This window comes from Nocardia sp. NPDC004573 (assembly GCF_053602135.1).
This window is the reverse complement of sequence record NZ_JBSGDA010000004.1, coordinates 121,409-140,718: the sequence shown is the minus strand read 5'-3', so window position 1 is coordinate 140,718 and position 19,310 is coordinate 121,409. Positions and strand designations below refer to the sequence as shown.

The 19,310-nt window shown below is 64.8% G+C and carries 14 protein-coding genes; 12 read left to right on the top strand and 2 right to left on the bottom strand.

All coding sequences use genetic code 11. The annotated features are described in order from the left end of the window. The first annotated feature begins 159 nt into the window (after positions 1-159). The 5 genes from ACWEKR_RS08235 (at position 160) to ACWEKR_RS08215 (ending at position 9,319) form a co-directional block, all read left to right on the top strand. Complete coding sequence (locus tag ACWEKR_RS08235; protein ID WP_452353888.1) at positions 160-1,734, top strand: hypothetical protein; 1,575 nt, start codon at positions 160-162, stop codon at positions 1,732-1,734. Next, positions 1,734-2,513: a hypothetical protein gene (locus tag ACWEKR_RS08230; protein ID WP_452353887.1), complete on the top strand. Its 780-nt coding sequence runs from the start codon at positions 1,734-1,736 to the stop codon at positions 2,511-2,513. Before ACWEKR_RS08235 ends, ACWEKR_RS08230 begins: the two co-directional genes overlap by 1 nt. Continuing rightward, on the top strand, positions 2,513-7,189 hold the full coding sequence (locus ACWEKR_RS08225) for a hypothetical protein (RefSeq protein ID WP_452353886.1): 4,677 nt from the start codon (positions 2,513-2,515) through the stop codon (positions 7,187-7,189). Before ACWEKR_RS08230 ends, ACWEKR_RS08225 begins: the two co-directional genes overlap by 1 nt. 52 nt (positions 7,190-7,241) lie before the next feature. Next, positions 7,242-8,282: a hypothetical protein gene (locus tag ACWEKR_RS08220; RefSeq protein WP_356970047.1), complete on the top strand. Its 1,041-nt coding sequence runs from the start codon at positions 7,242-7,244 to the stop codon at positions 8,280-8,282. Positions 8,283-8,548: 266 nt separating this feature from the next. Continuing rightward, positions 8,549-9,319 carry a GNAT family N-acetyltransferase gene (locus ACWEKR_RS08215; RefSeq protein WP_452353885.1) on the top strand — a complete coding sequence of 257 codons (771 nt, stop codon included), beginning with the start codon at positions 8,549-8,551 and terminating at the stop codon, positions 9,317-9,319. 750 nt (positions 9,320-10,069) lie between these two features. Here the strand turns inward: ACWEKR_RS08215 and pyrF are convergent. Beyond that, complete coding sequence (gene pyrF, locus ACWEKR_RS08210; RefSeq protein ID WP_356968358.1) at positions 10,070-10,771, bottom strand: orotidine-5'-phosphate decarboxylase; 702 nt, start codon at positions 10,769-10,771, stop codon at positions 10,070-10,072. A gap of 10 nt (positions 10,772-10,781) precedes the next feature. Beyond that, positions 10,782-11,537 (bottom strand): GntR family transcriptional regulator, encoded by a 756-nt coding sequence (locus tag ACWEKR_RS08205; RefSeq protein WP_356968356.1) that lies wholly within the window; start codon positions 11,535-11,537, stop codon positions 10,782-10,784. 427 nt (positions 11,538-11,964) lie between these two features. Here ACWEKR_RS08205 and ACWEKR_RS08200 point away from each other — a divergent pair, with 427 nt between their 5' ends. From ACWEKR_RS08200 to ACWEKR_RS08170, 7 genes are read left to right on the top strand one after another with little or no spacing between them, the layout of a single operon-like run. Continuing rightward, complete coding sequence (locus ACWEKR_RS08200) at positions 11,965-13,086, top strand: Gfo/Idh/MocA family protein (protein WP_356968354.1); 1,122 nt, start codon at positions 11,965-11,967, stop codon at positions 13,084-13,086. Continuing rightward, complete coding sequence (locus ACWEKR_RS08195) at positions 13,070-14,305, top strand: methionine adenosyltransferase (protein WP_452353884.1); 1,236 nt, start codon at positions 13,070-13,072, stop codon at positions 14,303-14,305. Before ACWEKR_RS08200 ends, ACWEKR_RS08195 begins: the two co-directional genes overlap by 17 nt. Continuing rightward, positions 14,299-15,255 carry a sugar phosphate isomerase/epimerase family protein gene (locus ACWEKR_RS08190; RefSeq protein ID WP_452353883.1) on the top strand — a complete coding sequence of 319 codons (957 nt, stop codon included), beginning with the start codon at positions 14,299-14,301 and terminating at the stop codon, positions 15,253-15,255. Before ACWEKR_RS08195 ends, ACWEKR_RS08190 begins: the two co-directional genes overlap by 7 nt. Then, positions 15,252-16,247 carry a Gfo/Idh/MocA family protein gene (locus ACWEKR_RS08185; protein WP_452353882.1) on the top strand — a complete coding sequence of 332 codons (996 nt, stop codon included), beginning with the start codon at positions 15,252-15,254 and terminating at the stop codon, positions 16,245-16,247. The genes ACWEKR_RS08190 and ACWEKR_RS08185 overlap by 4 nt, the downstream gene beginning before the upstream one ends. Then, positions 16,244-17,350 (top strand): Gfo/Idh/MocA family protein, encoded by a 1,107-nt coding sequence (locus ACWEKR_RS08180; RefSeq protein ID WP_452353881.1) that lies wholly within the window; start codon positions 16,244-16,246, stop codon positions 17,348-17,350. Before ACWEKR_RS08185 ends, ACWEKR_RS08180 begins: the two co-directional genes overlap by 4 nt. After that, a complete protein-coding gene (locus ACWEKR_RS08175) occupies positions 17,347-18,225 on the top strand; it encodes an AAA family ATPase (protein ID WP_452353880.1) in 879 nt (292 codons plus the stop codon). Before ACWEKR_RS08180 ends, ACWEKR_RS08175 begins: the two co-directional genes overlap by 4 nt. After that, complete coding sequence (locus ACWEKR_RS08170; protein ID WP_452353879.1) at positions 18,222-19,307, top strand: Gfo/Idh/MocA family protein; 1,086 nt, start codon at positions 18,222-18,224, stop codon at positions 19,305-19,307. Before ACWEKR_RS08175 ends, ACWEKR_RS08170 begins: the two co-directional genes overlap by 4 nt. Positions 19,308-19,310 lie beyond the last annotated feature (3 nt).

Sequence of the window (19,310 nt, the reverse complement as noted above, 5' to 3'; positions counted from 1 at the left end):
GCCATGGCTCGGCTCGGCGGATCCGGCCGGCGGTCGGACACGGCAGGGTGAGAGCGCCCCCGCCCCCAAACCGGCGTATCCATCGGTGTTCATCCAGGCCGTTGAGCGCGGACTATCAGCGGTTCCTGTCGGACTATCGAGCTACTGTCTCGAGGTGTGATGGGGGACAACGAGATTGGTGTCATCCGCCCTGACGGGAACCCGGTGGCCGACGTGGGGCCGTCAGCATTGAGCTCGACGCTGGCCGGATTCATGGATAGCTGGCAGCCCCGGCAACGCCGGACCGCCGGGTACCAGTCGATGCTGTTCGGCAGGCTCGACACCCTGGCGCGCGCACACCCCGAATGGGCGAACTATGACCTGCTGACCCACACGCTGGCGGCATTGCATCTGATCATCGAAGGCGACCGGCTCACCGGAGGACAATCCCGCCAGCAGATCGTCGACGAGCTGATGCTGCTCGTGCGGCTGGAAAATCCGTCCGACCCTGTGGACCGGCATCGCGACCTGGCGGACTCGATCATCGATCTTCTGCTGAACACGCGTGAGCGGCAGGCGCGCTTCCGCCACCCGTATATGCGGCTCAGATCCGACGGTGTCGTCGAACATCCGGTTCTGTCACTCGCTTTCGTCCGCGCCACCGGAGACGACGACACCTCCTCGCCGGTTCTTCGCCCCACACCTGAGGCGATCAACATCTTCCAGAACTTCTTCCAGTTCGATCCGTCCGATCGCGCGAGCGCGGAACGCTACCGTTCCGAACGGATGCTCCACCGTCGCGACTACGAGGAAGTGATCTCCTCGATCGGCCGGCGATCGACCACTGTGTACGAGCTACGCACCGGACTTGAGCAGTTGCTCAAACGGATCCACTACAACATTCGCGACGTCGATTACTCCGCGGACGTCGTACCGCATCTCGACACGACGGTGCAGCTGATCGAGGAACAAGTCGCCGCCGAGGAACGGTTCGCGGCGGTGGTCGCCGAGCACCAGCACCAGCACGCACCGGATTTCCTTCGACTGCAACGAATCACCGAGCAATTACAGGAACTGATCGGGTCACTGGCCGAACTGTTCACAGTAGCCACCGCGACCCGACAGGCATATGAGGAAGAACAGGACCGTCAGCTGTTCACCCATCGTCGCACGACGATCAACCCCAAACCGCAACTGCTGGAACCACTATTCGACCTGCCGTCCGGACAAGTGATCGAACTGCTGGAACATCAGCTACGAGTATGGCTGGGACCGGTCGCACCCCGCGTGACCAACCTGCAGGCCCTCATCGACAAAGGCAGCCCCGCCAAACGCTCCCCGAGATCAGGACCGGTTCCCGATCCCTTCGACGTCGGCGAACTCGGCGACCACACGAGCGAACTGGACCCAGCCCTGGTGGCCGCCGTCAATGAACTCCTGGCCACAGTGACACAACCGACCAGCCTCACAGAACTACTCGCCTCCGCATCAACGCACGCCAGCCGATCTCCGGACTTATCACCGGCGCAACGGATCCTGCTGCCCTGGGCGGTCGCGGTGACTGTCGGCACCGCCTACACAGGCGGAGCCGAGGCACCCGCAGACGGCGAAGCGGACATCGACCGCACGCGCGTCGTGGTCGTGCGCACCGGCGCCACGATCGACGCCGGCGCGGTAACCGGGGACGACCTGCTCATACTGCCTGCCGAACCCGAACCACATCAGACAAGCCACCGATCGTCAGGAGAACCATGATGGACGGAATCGACACGGGCCGGTTGATCTCCTTCGCCACCAAAATGTCGGTAACCCCGGGACGATCCGGTGAGGCAGCCGAATACGAACGCCTGATCACGCGATATCAGAGTGACGCGGAATTCCAGCAACTCGTCGACGACTTCCTCGAGGGCGCCCAGTGCGCTGTCAGCAGTGTGCGCACAGAGAGCGGATTGATCCTGCGATCTGACCCCGACGGGCCGTGGTGCTGGCCGGAAGCAGCCAGTGAACTGCCCTGGAACAAGAATTCACCGCGACCGGCAGAGCGGGCCTGCAGAATGCTCGTCATCCCCGCTCTGCTCGCCTTCATTGCCCCATCGGCCGCCGACCTCGAAGACCTGCTGGCGGACCCCACGCTGCGACCCCCGGCAGTTCCGGTCCGTGAACTCGAAGAATTCATCAGAACCTACGCAGAATATTGTGACCAGCAGAACCCGGACCCGGACTCCGACGACCCACCCGTATGGTGGCAGTGGCTGCAACTGACCGCCTTGGGCGACACCCCGACACAGCAACGCGCCAGCCGCGTCGACACCACCCATCTCGTGTACGACGTCCTGCTGTTCTTGAGCAAGAAGGGACTGCTGAGCAAGTCCGGCGACACGCCTGCGCGCGATACCGTTTTCCGTCCGAAACGACGAATCCTCGCCCACTACGAGGATATGTTCTGCGATGAAGTATTCGTAGGGCTACAGAAATTCAGTGCGGTGAACCGGCCTGACGGCGCAACAGGATCGGAAATCCGAGGGGATGCATAATGGGCCCGATCACAGGATTCCGTATCGTCAACCTGCGCGTCAGAGACAATCAGTCCGGCCCGGAAAGCCGCGACAAAGTGGCGTATCCGGATCTCACCCTCGACCTGGACACCGGCGGCCACGTCGTCATCGGCCTGGAGAACGGTGGCGGCAAAGGCACCCTGCTGGGTTTCCTGTTCCACGTCTTCGCGCCCGCGGACCGGCAGTTCCTCCCACGGCTTGCCCAGCGCCGACAACGAAAACAAGGAGACGAGCGCCGGATCGAGCAATACATCCCCGGGGGGTCCCCCACCCATGTCGTGGTCGAGGTCGCCATCCCCGCACGCGGTCCCGCAGGAGCGCGTGGCCCGTCCAAGGTGCTGCTCGGCGCCTGCCTGTCCAAACCTGCCGGCGCCGGCCCTGCCGAATCGGCCGAGGAATTCTTCTGGTCCGCACGGTGCGTCGCCGACAGCCTGGACCTGCGAAGCCTGGCGATACGATCCGGCGACCGGCTGCTCGACCACAAAGAATGGGAATTGTGGCTCAACCGCATGAAAACCGCCCATCCGGACGCCGAAATCTTCACCGAAACAAAGCACCGGAACTGGGAACGCCACCTCAGTGACACCCTGATGATCGACATCGAGTTTGTCACGTCCTGGCTACTGCTCATGAACCAGGACGAAGGGGCCGCTGACCGGGTATTCACCTACGGCTCGTCACGCGAATTCCTCAACACCCTGGTGACGGCCCTCGCGAATCCAGAAAGAATCAACGAGTTCCACACAGCTCTCACCAAACTGTCCGAGGACGCCGATCAAGTAGAGGTAAAACGCGGACGGAAACGCCTGCTGGACAACCTGCTCATCAGCAGCGGAAAGACAGCGCAGCACGTTCAGGAGCTACACCGCCTCGACGCCGGTCGCCGAGGACTCTTCGATGCCCTTCTCGCCACGAGAATCACCATGGAAACACTCACAAGCAGCCTGGCTCTGCGACACGAGTCGGCACGCGAGGACGTCCTCGCAGCTTCGGAGGCGCTGACGACAGCGCAGGAGTCCTGCACTGTCGTCCAGCTGCACGAGACGCAGGCACGAAGCCAGCTCGCTGGTCTGCAACTAGCCGACTGCACCCGAATTCTCGACAGCCGCAAGGGCGATCGCGAAGCCATCAAGCGCCGCGTCCGGATCGCCGAAGCCGCTGAACGTCTCGCGGACCTGCGCACCGACCAGGCCGAAGCGCAAAGCATCAAGGACGTATTCGCCGCCAAACTCGAAGAAATGGAGCCGGTTCGGCTCGTCGCGTCATCCGCCGCACAGATGTGGAAACAGCGGGTCCAGGACGAACTCCGAGACCTCGACACCCAGCGACAGCAGCAGCAACACCGCGCCGTGTCCGCCCGGGACCTGGAAGACGCAGCCCACGCTCGCAAGGGAACAGCCGAAAGCACGCTGGGCGGATGCAACACACGGATGCGGCGCATCCGGCAGGATCTGGATCTGATCACGCAACGGATCGCCGAGGCAACCACGTGCGGTGATCTGGCCGAAGGACAGGACATCACAGAAGCGCTCGCCGCCACAAGCGCGGCCGCTGAGGAACTGCACCGTCGCTGGCAACAGGCATCCGAACGCAGTCGAGAACACCAGCAGGCCCTGGACGCACTCAGCGAGGAACAACACGAACTCGATACCCGCGCAGCGCGATACCGATCCCGCCTCGACTCAGCAACCAAACACTACCAATCGCTGGTACAACGCGGTGAGGCACTCGCAGAGACGCTACGCGCCAGCAATCTGCTGGAACTCGACGACATCGATCTCCTCGAGCACGCGACGATCATCGCCGAACTACTCGGTCACATCAAACACTCGGCCCGCACCCGACACCTCAAGGCCGAGCTCGACATGGCATCGGTCGCTCGAACCGTAGCGGCCCTGGAGACCGGGCAAGGGCTGCTCCCGCCCCGCCCCGACGTCGAATCGCTGTGCGAGCAAGCCATATCGGCCAAATTCGGCGCTCGCAGCGGATGGTCCTACCTGGCACGCCTGCCCGGCGACATCGCTGAACGCTACGCTCAGCAGCATCCCGACCTCGCCGCTGGAATTGTTGTCAACATTCCCGAAGACCTCGAGGGAGTCACCGAGCTGGTCGAGTCCAGCCGGACATATCTGACCGGACCCGTGGTGATCGGTCCGCCCGAAGCGTTCGACAATCCCATCGAGGCATCCGCCATCCGGGTAGTTCTCCCCGACAGCGGCTTTTGGTCCGTCTCCGCCGCGCAGAGCCAGCTTCCGGGCAAACAGCGTGAATATGAGCAGCATCGTCAATCATCCCAGACCGAAAGCGACCGCTACGACCTCGCGGTCAGCTTGCAGGCGAACCTCACCCAATGGTCCCAGGAAGCGGGGCCGGCCGCGTTGGGCGAGGCAGAACGTGCCCTGACCGAGCTAAACGCCACCGTCAACGACCTCGCCCAGGAAGAAGCCGAATTCACCGCACGCCGCGAGCAGCTGCTGACAGACCGCGACCACGCCGAGACGCATGCACGAGAACTGCACGATCAACACTCGGTAGTGAAAGAAAAAGAACGGCGCCTGGCGGCACTTTGGCAAATCTGCTCCACAGAACCTGACCTGGTCGCGCAAACCACCTCCATCGACCAGGAGATCCGGGAGGCCCAGCAGGTGAGCCAGGACGCCGACACCGATATCGACATTGCTCGTAGACAGCAGCGCGAAGCCCACGAGAGACTGGCAGCAGTGAAAGCCAGAACCGCCGAGTTGAACCGCGACCTCATCGACGTATCGGACATTCACGACAGCTTCGTCAAACCAGGCGACGAGATCACGGCGTCGGACGAGAATGCAGACCTCGCCTCCTTGGAAAAGCGCGCGAAGACCGCCGCCGAGACATGGAACGGATCCCTTCCCGACGAGCATTTGAAAATCAAACTCGACCTCATCCAGGAAAAGGTGCGCCACGGTCGCGAGTCACTGGCGCGCGCCTTCTCCGATGTCCTGCCCGACAGCGAGCAATTCATCGCCGACAATCCAGCCCTCACAGCGCGTGACATCGCCGCCCGCCGGACCGAACTGAACTCCGAACTGGAACAAGCCAACCAAGACGTGGGCAAAATGGAGCAGGCCAGAATCGAGAAAAAGCATACAGTCGACGCGACCGCGGACGAACTGAAAATGATCGGAGACAGTCTCGATACCCCCAGTGAATATGTAGCCCACGACATCGCCCGAGCGTTCGAAATTGCGTACGGGCTCAAAGAGCTGCGTGACGACGCGGTCGAAGAGAGAGAACGCGCACAGATTCGCCGTAATTACGCCGAGGCGCAACAACGGCAGATCGAGGCGAGAAAAGGACTGATAGACAAGTACGACAGCCATTTCAGCTCGATGCTGATGCAGCTATCGGCGGCGGTCCCGCCTCTGGAGGCGATCGATGCGGACGATCGGCAATTCGACATCGACGCCGACGCCGCACTGGGCGAGGGGCCGGACGAGTTGCGCGAGATCCTGTCCATTCTCGACGATTCGACAGAACATGCCATTCCCGAAGATCGGGTCGACCACATCCTGGATTCGATTTCGCAAGAACTGAACAACCAGAGAAGGCTCCTCACCCGCGCCGCCAAAAACACGTCCAATGCCGTGAACGTCACGGACGCCGAACTGCGAAACGCCGACGAATCCGTCGTCGTCGGCGACATCCTGCTTCATACACTGCGGGCACTCCCACGCGATGAATTGATCGCGCACGCTGTACAGCATCACCACAATATCGAGGCCAAGCTGACGGTCGTGGCCGATGAGGTCGCGCGTTTCGACAAGAACTTGAACGCGCTGTCGAAGATAGCCTTCGCGACGGTGCAGAACCTGTTGCGATCGGTTCACCAAGCGATCAAGGACTCCGAACTACCGACTACCCCCGCGATGGGACGGTGGAGTGGGTTGCCACTGCTGCGAATCGCGGGCCTGGACAGCCTCACCAAGGATCAGAAGGAAGCGGCGATCCTGTCGAAGCTGCAGGACTGGTTCGCGCCCGACCACCGCGGTCGACGACCTGTATTCGACGCCAAGGCGACGGTGAACGCTCTCATCGAGGCAGTGACGCCTCGAGTGAAAGCGACGGTACTGATCCCATCGGATCCTCTCGATGCCCAACACAAGCCGGTCGAGCAACTGGCGATGACCTCGGGTGGCGAAGGAGTGACCGTCGCGTTGATTCTGGCCTCACTGCTCGCCTCACGCCGCTCCCTCAACCACGGGCACAGATACACCACGATGTTCCTCGACAATCCGTTCTCCAAAGTCACCAAACCGATGTTCCTTCGCCTGGCCCGCGATGTCGCCAGCTCACTGGGCGTGCGACTTGTTCTGCTGACCGGAATCCGGGATCTCGCAGCACTGACAGTCTTTCCCTCCCTGATCCAACTGCGTGTTTCCCACCGCGCCAACGCCAACGTTGTCCTGCCGGCCGACATCGCCGACGATCGACTCCGCGACCTGCTGCACGAGGGCACACTGTACGTGTCGGCCATCGAAAGACACGCCGCCACAGCAAACAGCGATGCGCAGTGGCCCACCATGTCGAGCGCCGAGGTCCACTGGCACGACCAACTCGAGATAGATCTGACTACCGCCGCCGACCTCGACGGCGCACGTGAGGCCGAGCATGAGTGACGGGCGAAGCCGAACGGACTCCCCGGCGCCGGACGACGTCCTGGAGCGGTTCGTGGAGGAATTGTTCGGTGCCGGAAATCCGCGGATCGGTCGCAAGCAATTGCTGGCGCTGTGGTCCAGCTCCGACGCCGCATGGTCGAACACCAGCCATGCCAGGTTGCGCCTAGCGGATGCACTGAATCGTCTTCAGGCCCAGGGAGTCATTGAGCTACCAGCGCGGGATGGTCAGTTGTGGGACAGCTCACTCACCCCGTTGCCGCACAGAATCACAGTTCCTGCCAACAGATCCGAGATCGTACGTGCACTGGATCCGGCATCGGAACCGTGGGTTCCCGAACTCAAGTGGGCCGCAGGATGGATTCGCGCTGCACGGCCACCTCAACGCCTTCGATGGGCGGCTGCACGAATCAACAAGTGGCTCTTGACAACGCATGGAAAACTCCGGCATCGGGTAGCGCGTGAGGAACGGTCACTGCACATCTTCGACGACGAGAAGCAACTGGCGATCCTGGCCGCCACCGCGCTGTTCGCGGACGACCGGCTGTCGCTCGACGACCTGGCCTGCGATCGACCGATCGGAGGGCTACGAATAGCCCGATTCGCAGACTTCGGAAGAGTTTTGGTTGTAGAAAACAAATCGACCTTCGACTCGGTCTGGCGTGCGCTATCGGCCAGCTCCATCGAACACAACTACGCCGCAGTTGTATTCGGTGCAGGAGACGCAGTGGCCGCGCTGGCCCCGGAACTGGCCCAATTGCCCCAATTGTGTTCTGTAACACCGACAATTCTGGAGTATGCAGGAGACGTCGACACCGCGGGAGTTCAAGCGGCATATGCTTTCGCCGACAGCGCCTCGAAGGCTGGCTTGACCTCCACGATGGCGCTACCGCTGTGGAACGCAGTTGCCTGCGCCCGACCGACCGGCGAGGACCTGACATCCATCGCGACGGATCCAGAAGAGGCAATCGTTCTCGCCCGTGATCTGGGGCTGCCTCAGACGGTCATCGACCGGCTGCGGGACGGCACACGGGTGCCTCAAGAACGCATCGACCGGACGGCCCTTGCAGACATCAGATGGTGGGCGATCCGATAGCCGCCTTAGCAACGCGGACGACGACCACTCCCGTGATTCGACAGCAACAGTCATGAGCGTGTTGGGACAAGTGCTTCGGTGCGGATGTTCTCCAGTAGGACCCTGGAGGGGAATTGCTAGGTCAGGGCAGCACGAAGGTCGCGTTCGATCACCTATCCGCGTGGTTGTCCAGGGAATTCGAGAGCGGATGGGCCAGAACAACTCGGCGAAGGAGACGGATGAGGAGGAGCGTGAACACGCACCAACAAGCTCGGAGAGGTGGCGGTATGGATTGGGTGCGGTTGGGTGCCGCATTGGATGCGGTATCGCGGCGATACGCGTATCGGCACGGGTTTCGTCGGACCGACGAATGGCTGATGCTGAAGGTTGCCGAGGAGGCGGGCGAGTTGGTGCAGTGGTTTCTGGCCGCGTCCGGGCAAGGTCGCCCGCGCGGCAAGTCACCTGCCGAGCTCGAGGATGCGGTCGATGACGAGATCGCGGACGTGATCTGTCATGCCTTGCTGTTGGCGCACCATCGCGGCACCGACGTCCAGGCGGTGATTGACCGAAAATGGCTGCATCGCAAAGATAACCGTCCAGAGGCACCGGCAGTGGCGATGCTGGGCGAGGATCCCGACCTTCCACGCGCCGAGGTGGGGGAGCCGGTGCGGATTGTTGAACGCGTGCCGACGGTGGTCGAGTATCGGGCGCTGCGGGCCTCGGTCGGCTGGAAGGCCCCGGCAGCCGCCGAGTGTGAGTCCGCGTTGGCCGCGTCGCTGTACAGCGTGGTAGCCGAGATCAGCGGGAGGGCGGTCGGGATGGCCCGGGTAATCGGCGATGGCGTGTATGCGGTCGTTGTGGATGTTGTCGTCACCGATGGCTACCAGCGGTGCGGGATCGGCGGATCGCTGATGGATTCGATTGTCGGCTGGGCGACTCGGAGCCGGGTTGCGCACATTGGTCTGGTCGCCGACGATGCGGTGGCCGGGTTCTACGACCGATGGCCGATGCGCGCCACCGGGCAGTTCTTGCGGCTCGATGGTGTTGAGGGGAACTGAACGTGCCTGGCATCGATCAGTAGCCGAACATGTGTGTTCTCGCTCCAGCGGCGAGAACCGGTCTACCGCAGTGCCCGCGGCAGCTCGACGGACACGGGTGTTGTGCTGTGTGGATTCCGGCGTCGCGGAAGAGCGCGGCGGCGCGCATGGTTGCGTCGACGCTTCCGGGCCCATGCGGAGGCTGACTGGCCGATCATGCGTTACAACGTTCGTGCAGCCGCGGTGGCGACCGGGTTTGGCGCGTTGTTTCTCGACGTGGGACAGGAGTTCGTCAGGGTCGCCGAGATGCTCAGCGACTGGAGGCTGTCGGCGCCATAGCGACCTGCTGGGGAGACTCTGTGATCGGATGGGCTTCATCCGTCCGAGTTGGGCGTCGAGCTGATCGGATCGCTCGTCTGCGATGCGTGGCCGTCTAGTGTGCCCGTTCAGACGCCGAGGAGGTAGCTGTGGAACGGGGAGCGGACCATGTGCTGCCAGTCTCGCGTGGGGAAATTCCGCGACGGCCAGGATGTGTCGAGGCACCAAGGGGCTGTAGTGCGCCGACTATCGCTCCAAGTTGCCCACAAAGGCCCCGTCATCGAATTCTTCGGTTTGCCGTCGGCAACGCCGACGGCAAACCCCTCCGCGTCGCACCTTTGTGCGCCAACCAGATGAGCCTTACTGGCGGGGCCTGATATCCAGTCATGGTGAGTTCGGCGTGCGGTGCGCTGGATTGACACACGACCACACTCATGTTTCGGGCGGCGTTGATCAGATGGCCTGTGCAACCTCCGCGGCGATAGCTTCTGCGGCTACAGCCGGGTTGTCCGCAGCGGTGACAGCACGGCCGAGGACAAGAATGTTCGCACCGCTGCGAATGGCTTCTGCAGGTGTGGCTATCCGCTGCTGGTCGTGTACTGGGCTGCCGGCCGGGCGGATACCGGGAACAACGGTCAGGATGTCGGGAGCTGCGCTTCTGATTGTAGAAAGGTCGGTGGCTGCACAGACGACGCCACCACAGTTGGCGGCGACAGCGTCGGACAAGCGTTCTTGGAGGAGTGCGGGGGAGGCATCGGGTGCGCTCGTCAAAACCGTGACGGCGAGCACGGTGGGCGTTGGGAGACCTGCTGCGTCCGCCCCCTCCGTGAGCCCTTTCACCGCCGCTTGAAGCATGGCTTTTCCGCCGGCCGCATGAACGGTCAGGTACTGGACGCCGAGTGACCCGAGAACTGTGCTGGCCCCGTACACAGTGTTCGGAATATCGTGCAGCTTGACGTCGAGGAAGACGTCCATTCCAATGTCCTGGATGGCTCGCACCGCGTCGTGACCGGCGGCGCTGAACAGTTGGAGCCCAACTTTTGCCACACCGACGCTGGGTTGGACAGCTTTAGCGATGGTCAGGGCATTTTCCAGATCGCCGGTGTCGAGCGCGATGGCCAGCCGATTTCTGACGGTGGATGATGAGGTGTGCATCGAGGGTCTCCTAATCGTCGCTAATGGGCGCTTCGTAGGTGTCGAATGTGATGACGCTGCCTTGCGCTGGCCGCACATTGATGACAGCTTCCAGTGCTTCATCTGCGGCGCCATAGGTGCCGTGGATGTGTTCGATGATGATGCCGTTCGAATCGATTCCGAATATTTCCTGCTCTGAACTATTGGCGTGACGAGTTCGAATTTCGTTGGCGGTTCGTGTCACGACATGTCCGGCGTCTTCGATTAAGGCGACTACTCGAATGCGTTCCTCGCTTTCGAGTCGGGGAGCGGCTTTGACGATGGATTCCGGGAAGAACATCGAAGTGTCTTCCGTGGGTGCATTGTTGACGTATGTACGGCTGCGACGATGAAAGACGCGCACACCTTCTTCGAGGTTGAGGAGGTGGGCGATCAGGAGTGGTGCCTCGACCCATTCACGCTCGATGGTGTCTTTGCGCACATTGCCGCTCACGTCGTTGGCGAAGACCAGCCCTTGAGCAGCGCGTGCTCGTGCGTATCGGCCGTTCATCGGCCATCGGGTGCCTCGTAGTTCGGGCGGCATTGGTATCGCCCGCATTCCGGGCCGGGCGATCACCAGTCCTTCAGCAACCAGCTGTTGGACTGCCCGCCCTGCTGTCTTCATGTTGACGTCGAAGCGAGCGGCGAGGGCGGCGTTGCCGGGAAGTGGCTCAGTGTCGTAATTCCCGGCGAGCACTTCCGCTCTCAGTGTCTCGGCGATCGAGACGTATTCGGGCTGCTTGGGCATGGCCATGACGGTACTGCATCGCTGGTGGTCATCCGCAAACCGCCCGCCGCCTGGTACCTATCCGCCTGGTGGACAACCACCTGGCGGATAGGTACCGTGTGATTGTCACGTGGTTGCGCAGCCTCTCAGCTGGGCACCAAGCAGCCCAAGAGCCGGGGGTCACCATGCAGGCTGAAGGTTTCGGCGGTTCGAGGCGTCGGAGACTCCTCCCGCCTGCGACGGCGACGGCGACGGCAGAGCAGCGTGCCGAGGTGTATCGGTGTTTTCATCCCGTGCAGTCGTCCCGATGCCGGGGTGGGTATGTCCCCCGGCATCGGGCGCTTCCACGAGGCTCGACCGGGAGTGATGAACGACCGCTGTTGGCGCTGCTGGACACCGCGGTCACCCTCGGGTCCTCCGCGCGGTCGTGCCCGAACGGAGCGGTGTGATGGAGCGGTTGCGGATCGCGGTGATCGGCTGCGGCGTCGCCGCGCAAACTCGGCACTTGCCGGCGTTGGCTCGCCTCGGCGACCGGTTTCGGGTGGTCGCTCTCTGCGACACCGACACGCGGGCGCTGGAGCAGGCTGCGATGTGGGCGACCGGATGCCGCACATTCGTGTCGCTGGGAGAGTTGTTTGCTGCGGCTGAACTGTTCGACGCAGTGCTGATCGCCACGAGCGGTGAACATGTCCCAGAGATCCAGGCTGCGGCGGCAGCCGGGAAGCCGACATTCGTCGAGAAGCCGCTGTCGTTGACCCCCGAACAGGCCCGTCCGCTGGTCGAGGCCCTCGAGTCGGCCGGGGTCTCCTGCGTCGTCGGGTACATGAAGCGCTACAGCGACGCTGTGACGACCGCGCTGGGGCAGGTCGGGATCGGGTCGGGCCTGCGTACCGCGGCTGCGGATCTGGTCCATCCGCCGGAGGACCGCTATTTGTATTCGGTGCTCGGCCGAGCGCGGCCGCCCGGCGGGTCGCTGTCTGATTTCGTGAACCGTCAGGTCACCGACGGAGCCAGTGCCGCCGCCATCCGGCGGACCGTCGGAGTCGATGCTCCCCTCGCCGCGTTGGCCGCCTATTTTCTGTTGGCCACCAGCGTCATTCACGACGTCAACCTGCTGCGGACCGCGCTCGGCGGCCACGCGCGGGTCGTGAACGCCGCACTCTGGAACGACGGGCTGAGCGGGCAGGCGACCCTGCGCAGCCCTTCGGGCCGGGTAGGGCTTCTGTCCTACACCTTCGTTTCGGCCGGTCGGTACACCGAAACTCTGTCACTGGTCGGCGACACCGCCCGGTGCGCGGTGTCGTTCCCGTCGCCGTATCTGCCGTACGCGCCGATCGCGCTGGACACCGAGAGCGGCGGTGACGCGGTGACGCGGGAGTTGTTCTACGACGACGTGTTCGCCGCCGAGTTGATCGCCTTCCACGACCAGACCGTGTCCGGCCGGGCCTCAGCGACCGGCCCGCGCGAGGCTCTGGCCGACCTTGAACTCATCGCCGAAATCGCACGGTCAGCGCAGACCGTCGAGCGCGACACCACCACAGAAGGGAACCGTCGTGTTGGTCTCTGTTGATCTTGCCGACCGCTTCGTCGATGCCTACGAGTTCGACATCGTCGAACGCAAGGGCATCGGTCACCCCGACTCGCTGGCTGACGGGCTGGCCGAGGAGTTGTCGCGTGCCTACTCGCGGTTGTGCCTCGAGGAGTTCGGGGCGATCCTGCACCACAACACCGACAAGACCGCCCTGCTCGGCGGCTCTGCCACGGTCGCGTTCGGCGGCGGCAGCATAGATCGGCCCGTCACCGCTTTGGTCAACGGCCGGTTCAGCGAGACCTTGGGGGACCGGAAGCTACCAGTGGGGGACTTGATCGAGACTGTTTCCCGCGATTTCCTGTGTTCCCGGTTGCCGCTGCTGGGGCGCGACGACATCGAAGTCCGCATGCGGCTGAACCCGGCATCGAGCCCTGGCCATGTCCACAGTGACACTAGCTCGCGCGATGGTGGGCGGCTGCACTGGTTCGCCCCGCGCAGCCTCGACGATCTGAGCGAGCGCCGCCGCCTGCACGCCAACGACACCTCCGCAGGTGTAGGTTACGCGCCGCTGAGCATCGCCGAGCGCGCGGCCCTCTACATCGAGGGCTGGCTCAACGGCTCCGAATTCGCCGCCACTGCACCGCACTTCGGGTCGGATATCAAGGTGATGGTGTGCCGCGATGGACATGACCTGCACGTCACGTTGTGCGTGCCCCAGATCGATCGACATACACCGGATCTGGCCACCTACATCGACCGCAAACACGCCTTGTACGGGCTGGTGCTGGAGCGGGCGCGTGGTCTGGCGCCGTCAGGCGAGGCGACGGTGGCGTTGAACACCCGCGACGACCACGACGCCCGGGAGCTGTATTTGACGGTGACCGGGTCGTCGATCGAAAGCGGCGACGAGGGTGTGGTCGGGCGCGGCAACCGCTGCAACGGAGTCATCTCGCTGATGCGGCCCATGAGCATGGAGGGCGCCAACGGCAAGAACCCCGTCTACCACGTCGGCAAGCTCTACAACGTGCTGGCCCAAGCCGTCGCCGAGCGGCTGCACGCTGAAACAGGGCTGCCGATGGCGGTGTGTCTGGTGTCGCGGTCGGGTGGCGAGCTGACCTGCCCCCAGTTCGTCGGGGTCCAGCAGTCCGGCGGCGTCGCCGTGGACAGCGGGTACGTGACCACGGTTGTCGAGGACGTGATGGAGTCGCTGCCCACGCTGCGCGACGACCTGATCGCGGGGAGGCGAGTGCTGTGCTGACGTTGCCAGCTCGCGACGGCGGTCCGCGCCTACCGGTGTGTATCAACCCGGCCTGCTTCCGGTGGGGCACCTCGGTCAGCGACTTCCTCACAGCCGCCGGTAACGCGGGATTCGAGCGAGTAGAGGTGTCCATCCAGCAGATCCTGGCCCTGGCCGACCTCCTCGGCGGCTTGGGCCCCGTCGCCGCCCGAATCGCGGATCTCGGGGTGCGGGTCGAGGCGTTCAGCGGCCTGTTGCCGGCCGGGCCGGTGCTGCCCGCGCCGCTGCTGATCGACGAGACCGCATGGAGCGCCGTCGAGGACACGATGGATGAACGGCTCACTGGGGCAGCCGCGTTGGGCTGCGCACGGGCGGCTATCGTGTGCAACCCACGCACCGATCTGCCTCCCGCCGACGCCGCCTTGATGGCGGTGGATCGGCTCGGGCTGCTAGCCGATCGTGCCGAACCCTACGGGGTGCGCCTGGCGATCGAGTTCATCGGCCTGCGCGCTGGGCTGCCCGCGATGCTGGACGGAAAGCATCCGTTCGTTCAGGATCTCGCGGGATTGGTCGGTCTGCTCGACCAGCTGCGCCACCCCAACGTCGGGCTGTTGCTGGACACCTGCCATCTGTTCGCCGCCGCCGTGCCCGAGGCCGAGATCCGGGCGCTGCCGCCAGGCTCGGTCGAGTTCGTGCAGGTCAGCGATGTCCCTGACGGTACCGTCCCAGCGGCGATGCGCGACGAGCTGCGCTGCCCGCCAGGACAGGGGATCCTCGACCTGCCCGGATTGCTCGGGGTCATCGCCGACACCGGATATAGCGGGCCCGCCTCGATCGAGCTTTTCTCGCCGTCCGTGTGGAAGCTCGATCCGGACGAGGCTGCGCACCGACTGTTCGCGGCTGGATTGCTCGGTCTGGCCCCCGCGCGGGCGAGTTCGACCGGGCGCACCCCGACCGGAGGAATGTCATGACGCTGCGTGTTGGGTTGATCGGTTGCGGCCGAATCGGCACGGAGGGACACCTGCCTGCCTACGCCCTCGGCGAGGTGACGGTGAGCGCGGTCTGCGACCTGGACCTGTCCCGTGCTCGAAGCGTGGCCGAATCCTGCGGGGCCGCCGTTGAATCCGATGCTATTACCTTGGCGCGACGCGGCGACGTCGATGTCGTCGACGTCGCCACGCGACCCGGCGACCGCGCCGCGCTGATCCGCACGCTGCTCGACGCCGGTAAGCCGCTGCTGGTGCAGAAGCCCGTTCTCTACGACCTGGCTGCGGCGCGTGCGCTGGCGGAGGATGTGCGACGGGCGGGGCTGCCTGTGGCGGTCAACCACAATGCCCGGTGGGCACCCGCGCATGCGCGGGTGCGCGGGTGGATCGAGGCCGGGCGCCTCGGAGAGGTGTACGCGGTGCATCATGCGAACAGGTTCAACGAGGATCTGGCCGCCTGGTACACCGATCACCCGGACTACCTGTTTCTCGACCACGGCCTGCACTACCTCGACCTGGTCCGCCACCTCACCGGCCGCACCCCGACGACGGTGTCCGCGCGGGCATGGTCCAAGCCCGGCCAGCATGCGTCGTGCCCGCTCGCATACGCGATCACGCTGGGCTTCGACGACACATCACCGTTGACCGCGAGCCTGTCGTTCAACAACGCCGTGCCCGCGCCGGGTGGATTCCACTACCGCCTCGACGTCGACGGCTCCCTCGGCAGCGCCGGGGCTGGCCTGGACCGCGCCTGGCTCGTCTCCGGTGACGGCGTGCCCGTCGAGAACGAGAAGTGTCCCGGGGAGTGGGTGCCCGACGGCATCCTCGGCGCATATCGCGCGTTCGCGCACGCCGTGGAAACCGGTGCGGCGCTGCCGCATTCGCTGGACGACCACCTGCGCAGCCTTGCCGTCGCTACCGCGGCCGCGGACTCGGCCCGCGCCGACGGCGCCTGGATCACCGTGGAGCAGCCATGAACGCCGTCCCGCCCGAGGTAGGTGTCGCGGTAATCGGCGCGGGCACCCGACTGCAGACGCTCTACGGTCCGCTGCTGATGATGCTTCCCGGTATCCGACCCGCTGGAATATACGGACGCGACCGGCAGCGCAGCGCCGAGGCCGCGATAGCCCTGGGCACCGTCGCGTATCCGGACTTCGACGCCCTGCTCGAAGACCCGGGCGTGGACGCGGTGATCGCGTGCGTCACCTGGTCGCAGAACCCCGGGCTGTATCGGCGACTCGCGGCCTGGGACCGCCCGCTCCTGCTGGAAACACCACTGTCGGCGGACCCGACCGAAGCACTGGACGTCGCGGCCGCGCTGCTCGGCCGCAGCAGCTACACCGATGTCGCCGAGCAGTACCACCGCCGCCCAATCGAGACCGTCAAACGCGACCTGATCACGCGCGGCGTGTTCGGTGACGTCCAGACCGCCTACAGCGACGGAGTCGGCCACGAATACCACGGTGTGAGCCTGCTTCGCTCCTACCTCGGACAGCCCGCCGCGCCAAGGCGGGTCCTGGCGGCGCAGCGGGATCTGCCGATGGCCGATCACATCACCCACCGCGGCGTCTTCTTCGCCGGAGAACGCATCCAGCACGCCGTGATCGAGTTCGACAACGACACCCTCGCGACCTACCACTGGTCGTGGCTGAACTACGAATCCCCGATCCGCGCCCGCCGCCACGCCGGTTTCACTGGCACCCGAGGCGCGGCCTGGGGAGAGGAGATGGTCGCCCTCACAGACCCGGACAACCCCCACGCCCGGCATTACCGCGTGCAGCGCCGCACCCGCGTCCTGCACGGCGTCGAAGTCCTCGCCGAGATCGCCGTCCTGGCCGACGAGACATGTATCACCAAGTGGCACAACCCATACCCGCTGCTACCGCTCGACGAAGAACGCATCACCGCCGCCGCGTTCCTCGCCAACCTCGCCGCCAGCGTCACCGACCCCACCATCGCACCGCTGTACCCGCTCACCGAAGCCGCTGCCGACCACGCCACGGTCGCCGCGATGTACCAGGCGATGGCCGACGAGTCCGGCAGCTGGACCATCACGCCATCACCGGGAGCCGTTCCATGACGATCAGCGTGTATCTGGAAGGTCTACCCGGCGCGGGCAAGACCTCCATCATGGTCACCCTCGCCGCCGCGCTCGGCGAGGACTGCCTCGCCGTCCCCGAAACCAACCCCACCACCGCCGACCGGGATGCCCTGCACGACAGGCCCTCTCAGGAGGTCACCACATGGTATCTACGGCGGGAGTTACGCCGCGACCGGCTGGCGTCCCGCCTCGCCGATGCACGGCACCCGGTGGTCGCGGTGTTCGACCGCAGCTACCTCAGCGTGCTGGCCTACTGCTGGGCCACCGCCGCCTCCACCCGCGGCCGCGACCGGTACCAGCAAGCCCGCGCCGTCTTCGACCGCGACATCCGGCCGCACCTGACCCCGACCGCGGAGATCGTGCTGCTCACCACCCCGGTCGCCGCGTCGCTGCACCGCCGCCGCGACAAGGCCGACCGCGAATTCGAGCACCAGTGGTATCACGGCGACTTCCTCGACGCGCTCGCCGAGTTCTACCACGTCGAAGCCCCCACACTGGCTGTCGGTCCACTGCACAACATAGACACCACCGGCAGGCCCGCCGACCAGATCCACACGGCGCTGCTGCCCGCCCTCGATCCGACCGGACGCCGCACCGGCATCCCGGTCGAGCGCTTGACCGCGCCACTGGTACCACGGCTACACGGTCGACACCTGTGCCGGCCGGGCCTTCGCCGCTACTACGAAACACACGGTGGCGTCCGAGTTCTCGGTCAACCGCTGGGCGAGCCGATCAAACACCACGCTGGAGTCTCCCAGTTCTTCGAGCGGCACGCGGTGCTGCTCGACGACACCGGCGTCATCCTCCCCCTCGATCCCGCCACAACAACCGACGACCATATGGAGACCCCGTGACCGCACCGCTGCGTCTGGGCGTACTCGGCTGCGGCATGATCGGCAGCGCCTACCTGCGCCAAGCCCACGCCGTGGACGGGGTTCGCATCACCGCCATCTGCAGCCCGACGGCATCGTCCCGGGATTCGGCATTGCGGTTGTGGCCGACCGCCCGCGCCCACGGCGACCGCAGCGCGCTACTGGACGACCCAGCGGTGGACGCGATCCTGGTCTGCACCCCACATGCTCACCACTGCACCGACGCGGTGGCCGCGCTCGAGGCCGGCAAACACGTGCTGATCGAGAAACCGATCGCGACCTCGCTTCGCGAACTGGACGAACTCGAACTCGCCGCCGCCCGCCACGATCGTGTCGTGGTCGCACTGCCGCTCGTCGACCGCCCAGCGCTCACTGCGGTCGCCGATCTGATCGGCTCGGGAATCATCGGCCGGCCAATGGAATTCACCTCTATGCTCGACGTCCCCGGGCCACCGCGATCGAACTGGTACTACAGCCGGGAGGCCGTGGCAGGCCCGGCGCTGGACACATTGCCGTATGCGCTGTCGCGGCTGCTCGCCCTCACCGGCACACCGAGCGTGGTCACCGCTTCGGTGACCCAGGCCATCCGTCACCGGCGATGCCTCGACGGCGGAACACTCACCCAGCAGGTCGAGGACCACATGAGTATGCAGCTGACATTCCGGACAGGACAGCAAGCCCTGGTCAAGTCGTCGTGGTGCCTGCATCGGCCCGAGGACTACCTCATCGTGCGCGGCCGATCCGGCGACATTCGACTCGACTGCTGGCGCAACCGCATCCTCGTCCGATCGCGCACCCCGCCCGAGCAGCCGCACCACACCGCCACCTGGGATGACACCCCGGCGTTCGGTATCGACCTGCCTAGTGCCGATCCCGAGCATGTCAAGCTCACCGAGCTGGTCGCCGCAGTGGCCACCAACACCAACATCCTGGCCGAATCGTCGTTCGCGATGCGGCTGATCCTGACCGGACTGGCGACACATACAGGGGCGGTCGAAGTCCCGCCCGACACCGGCGGGCCGCAGCCCCTTGTCGATCTGCGGATAGGACAGGAATACCTGTAGGCG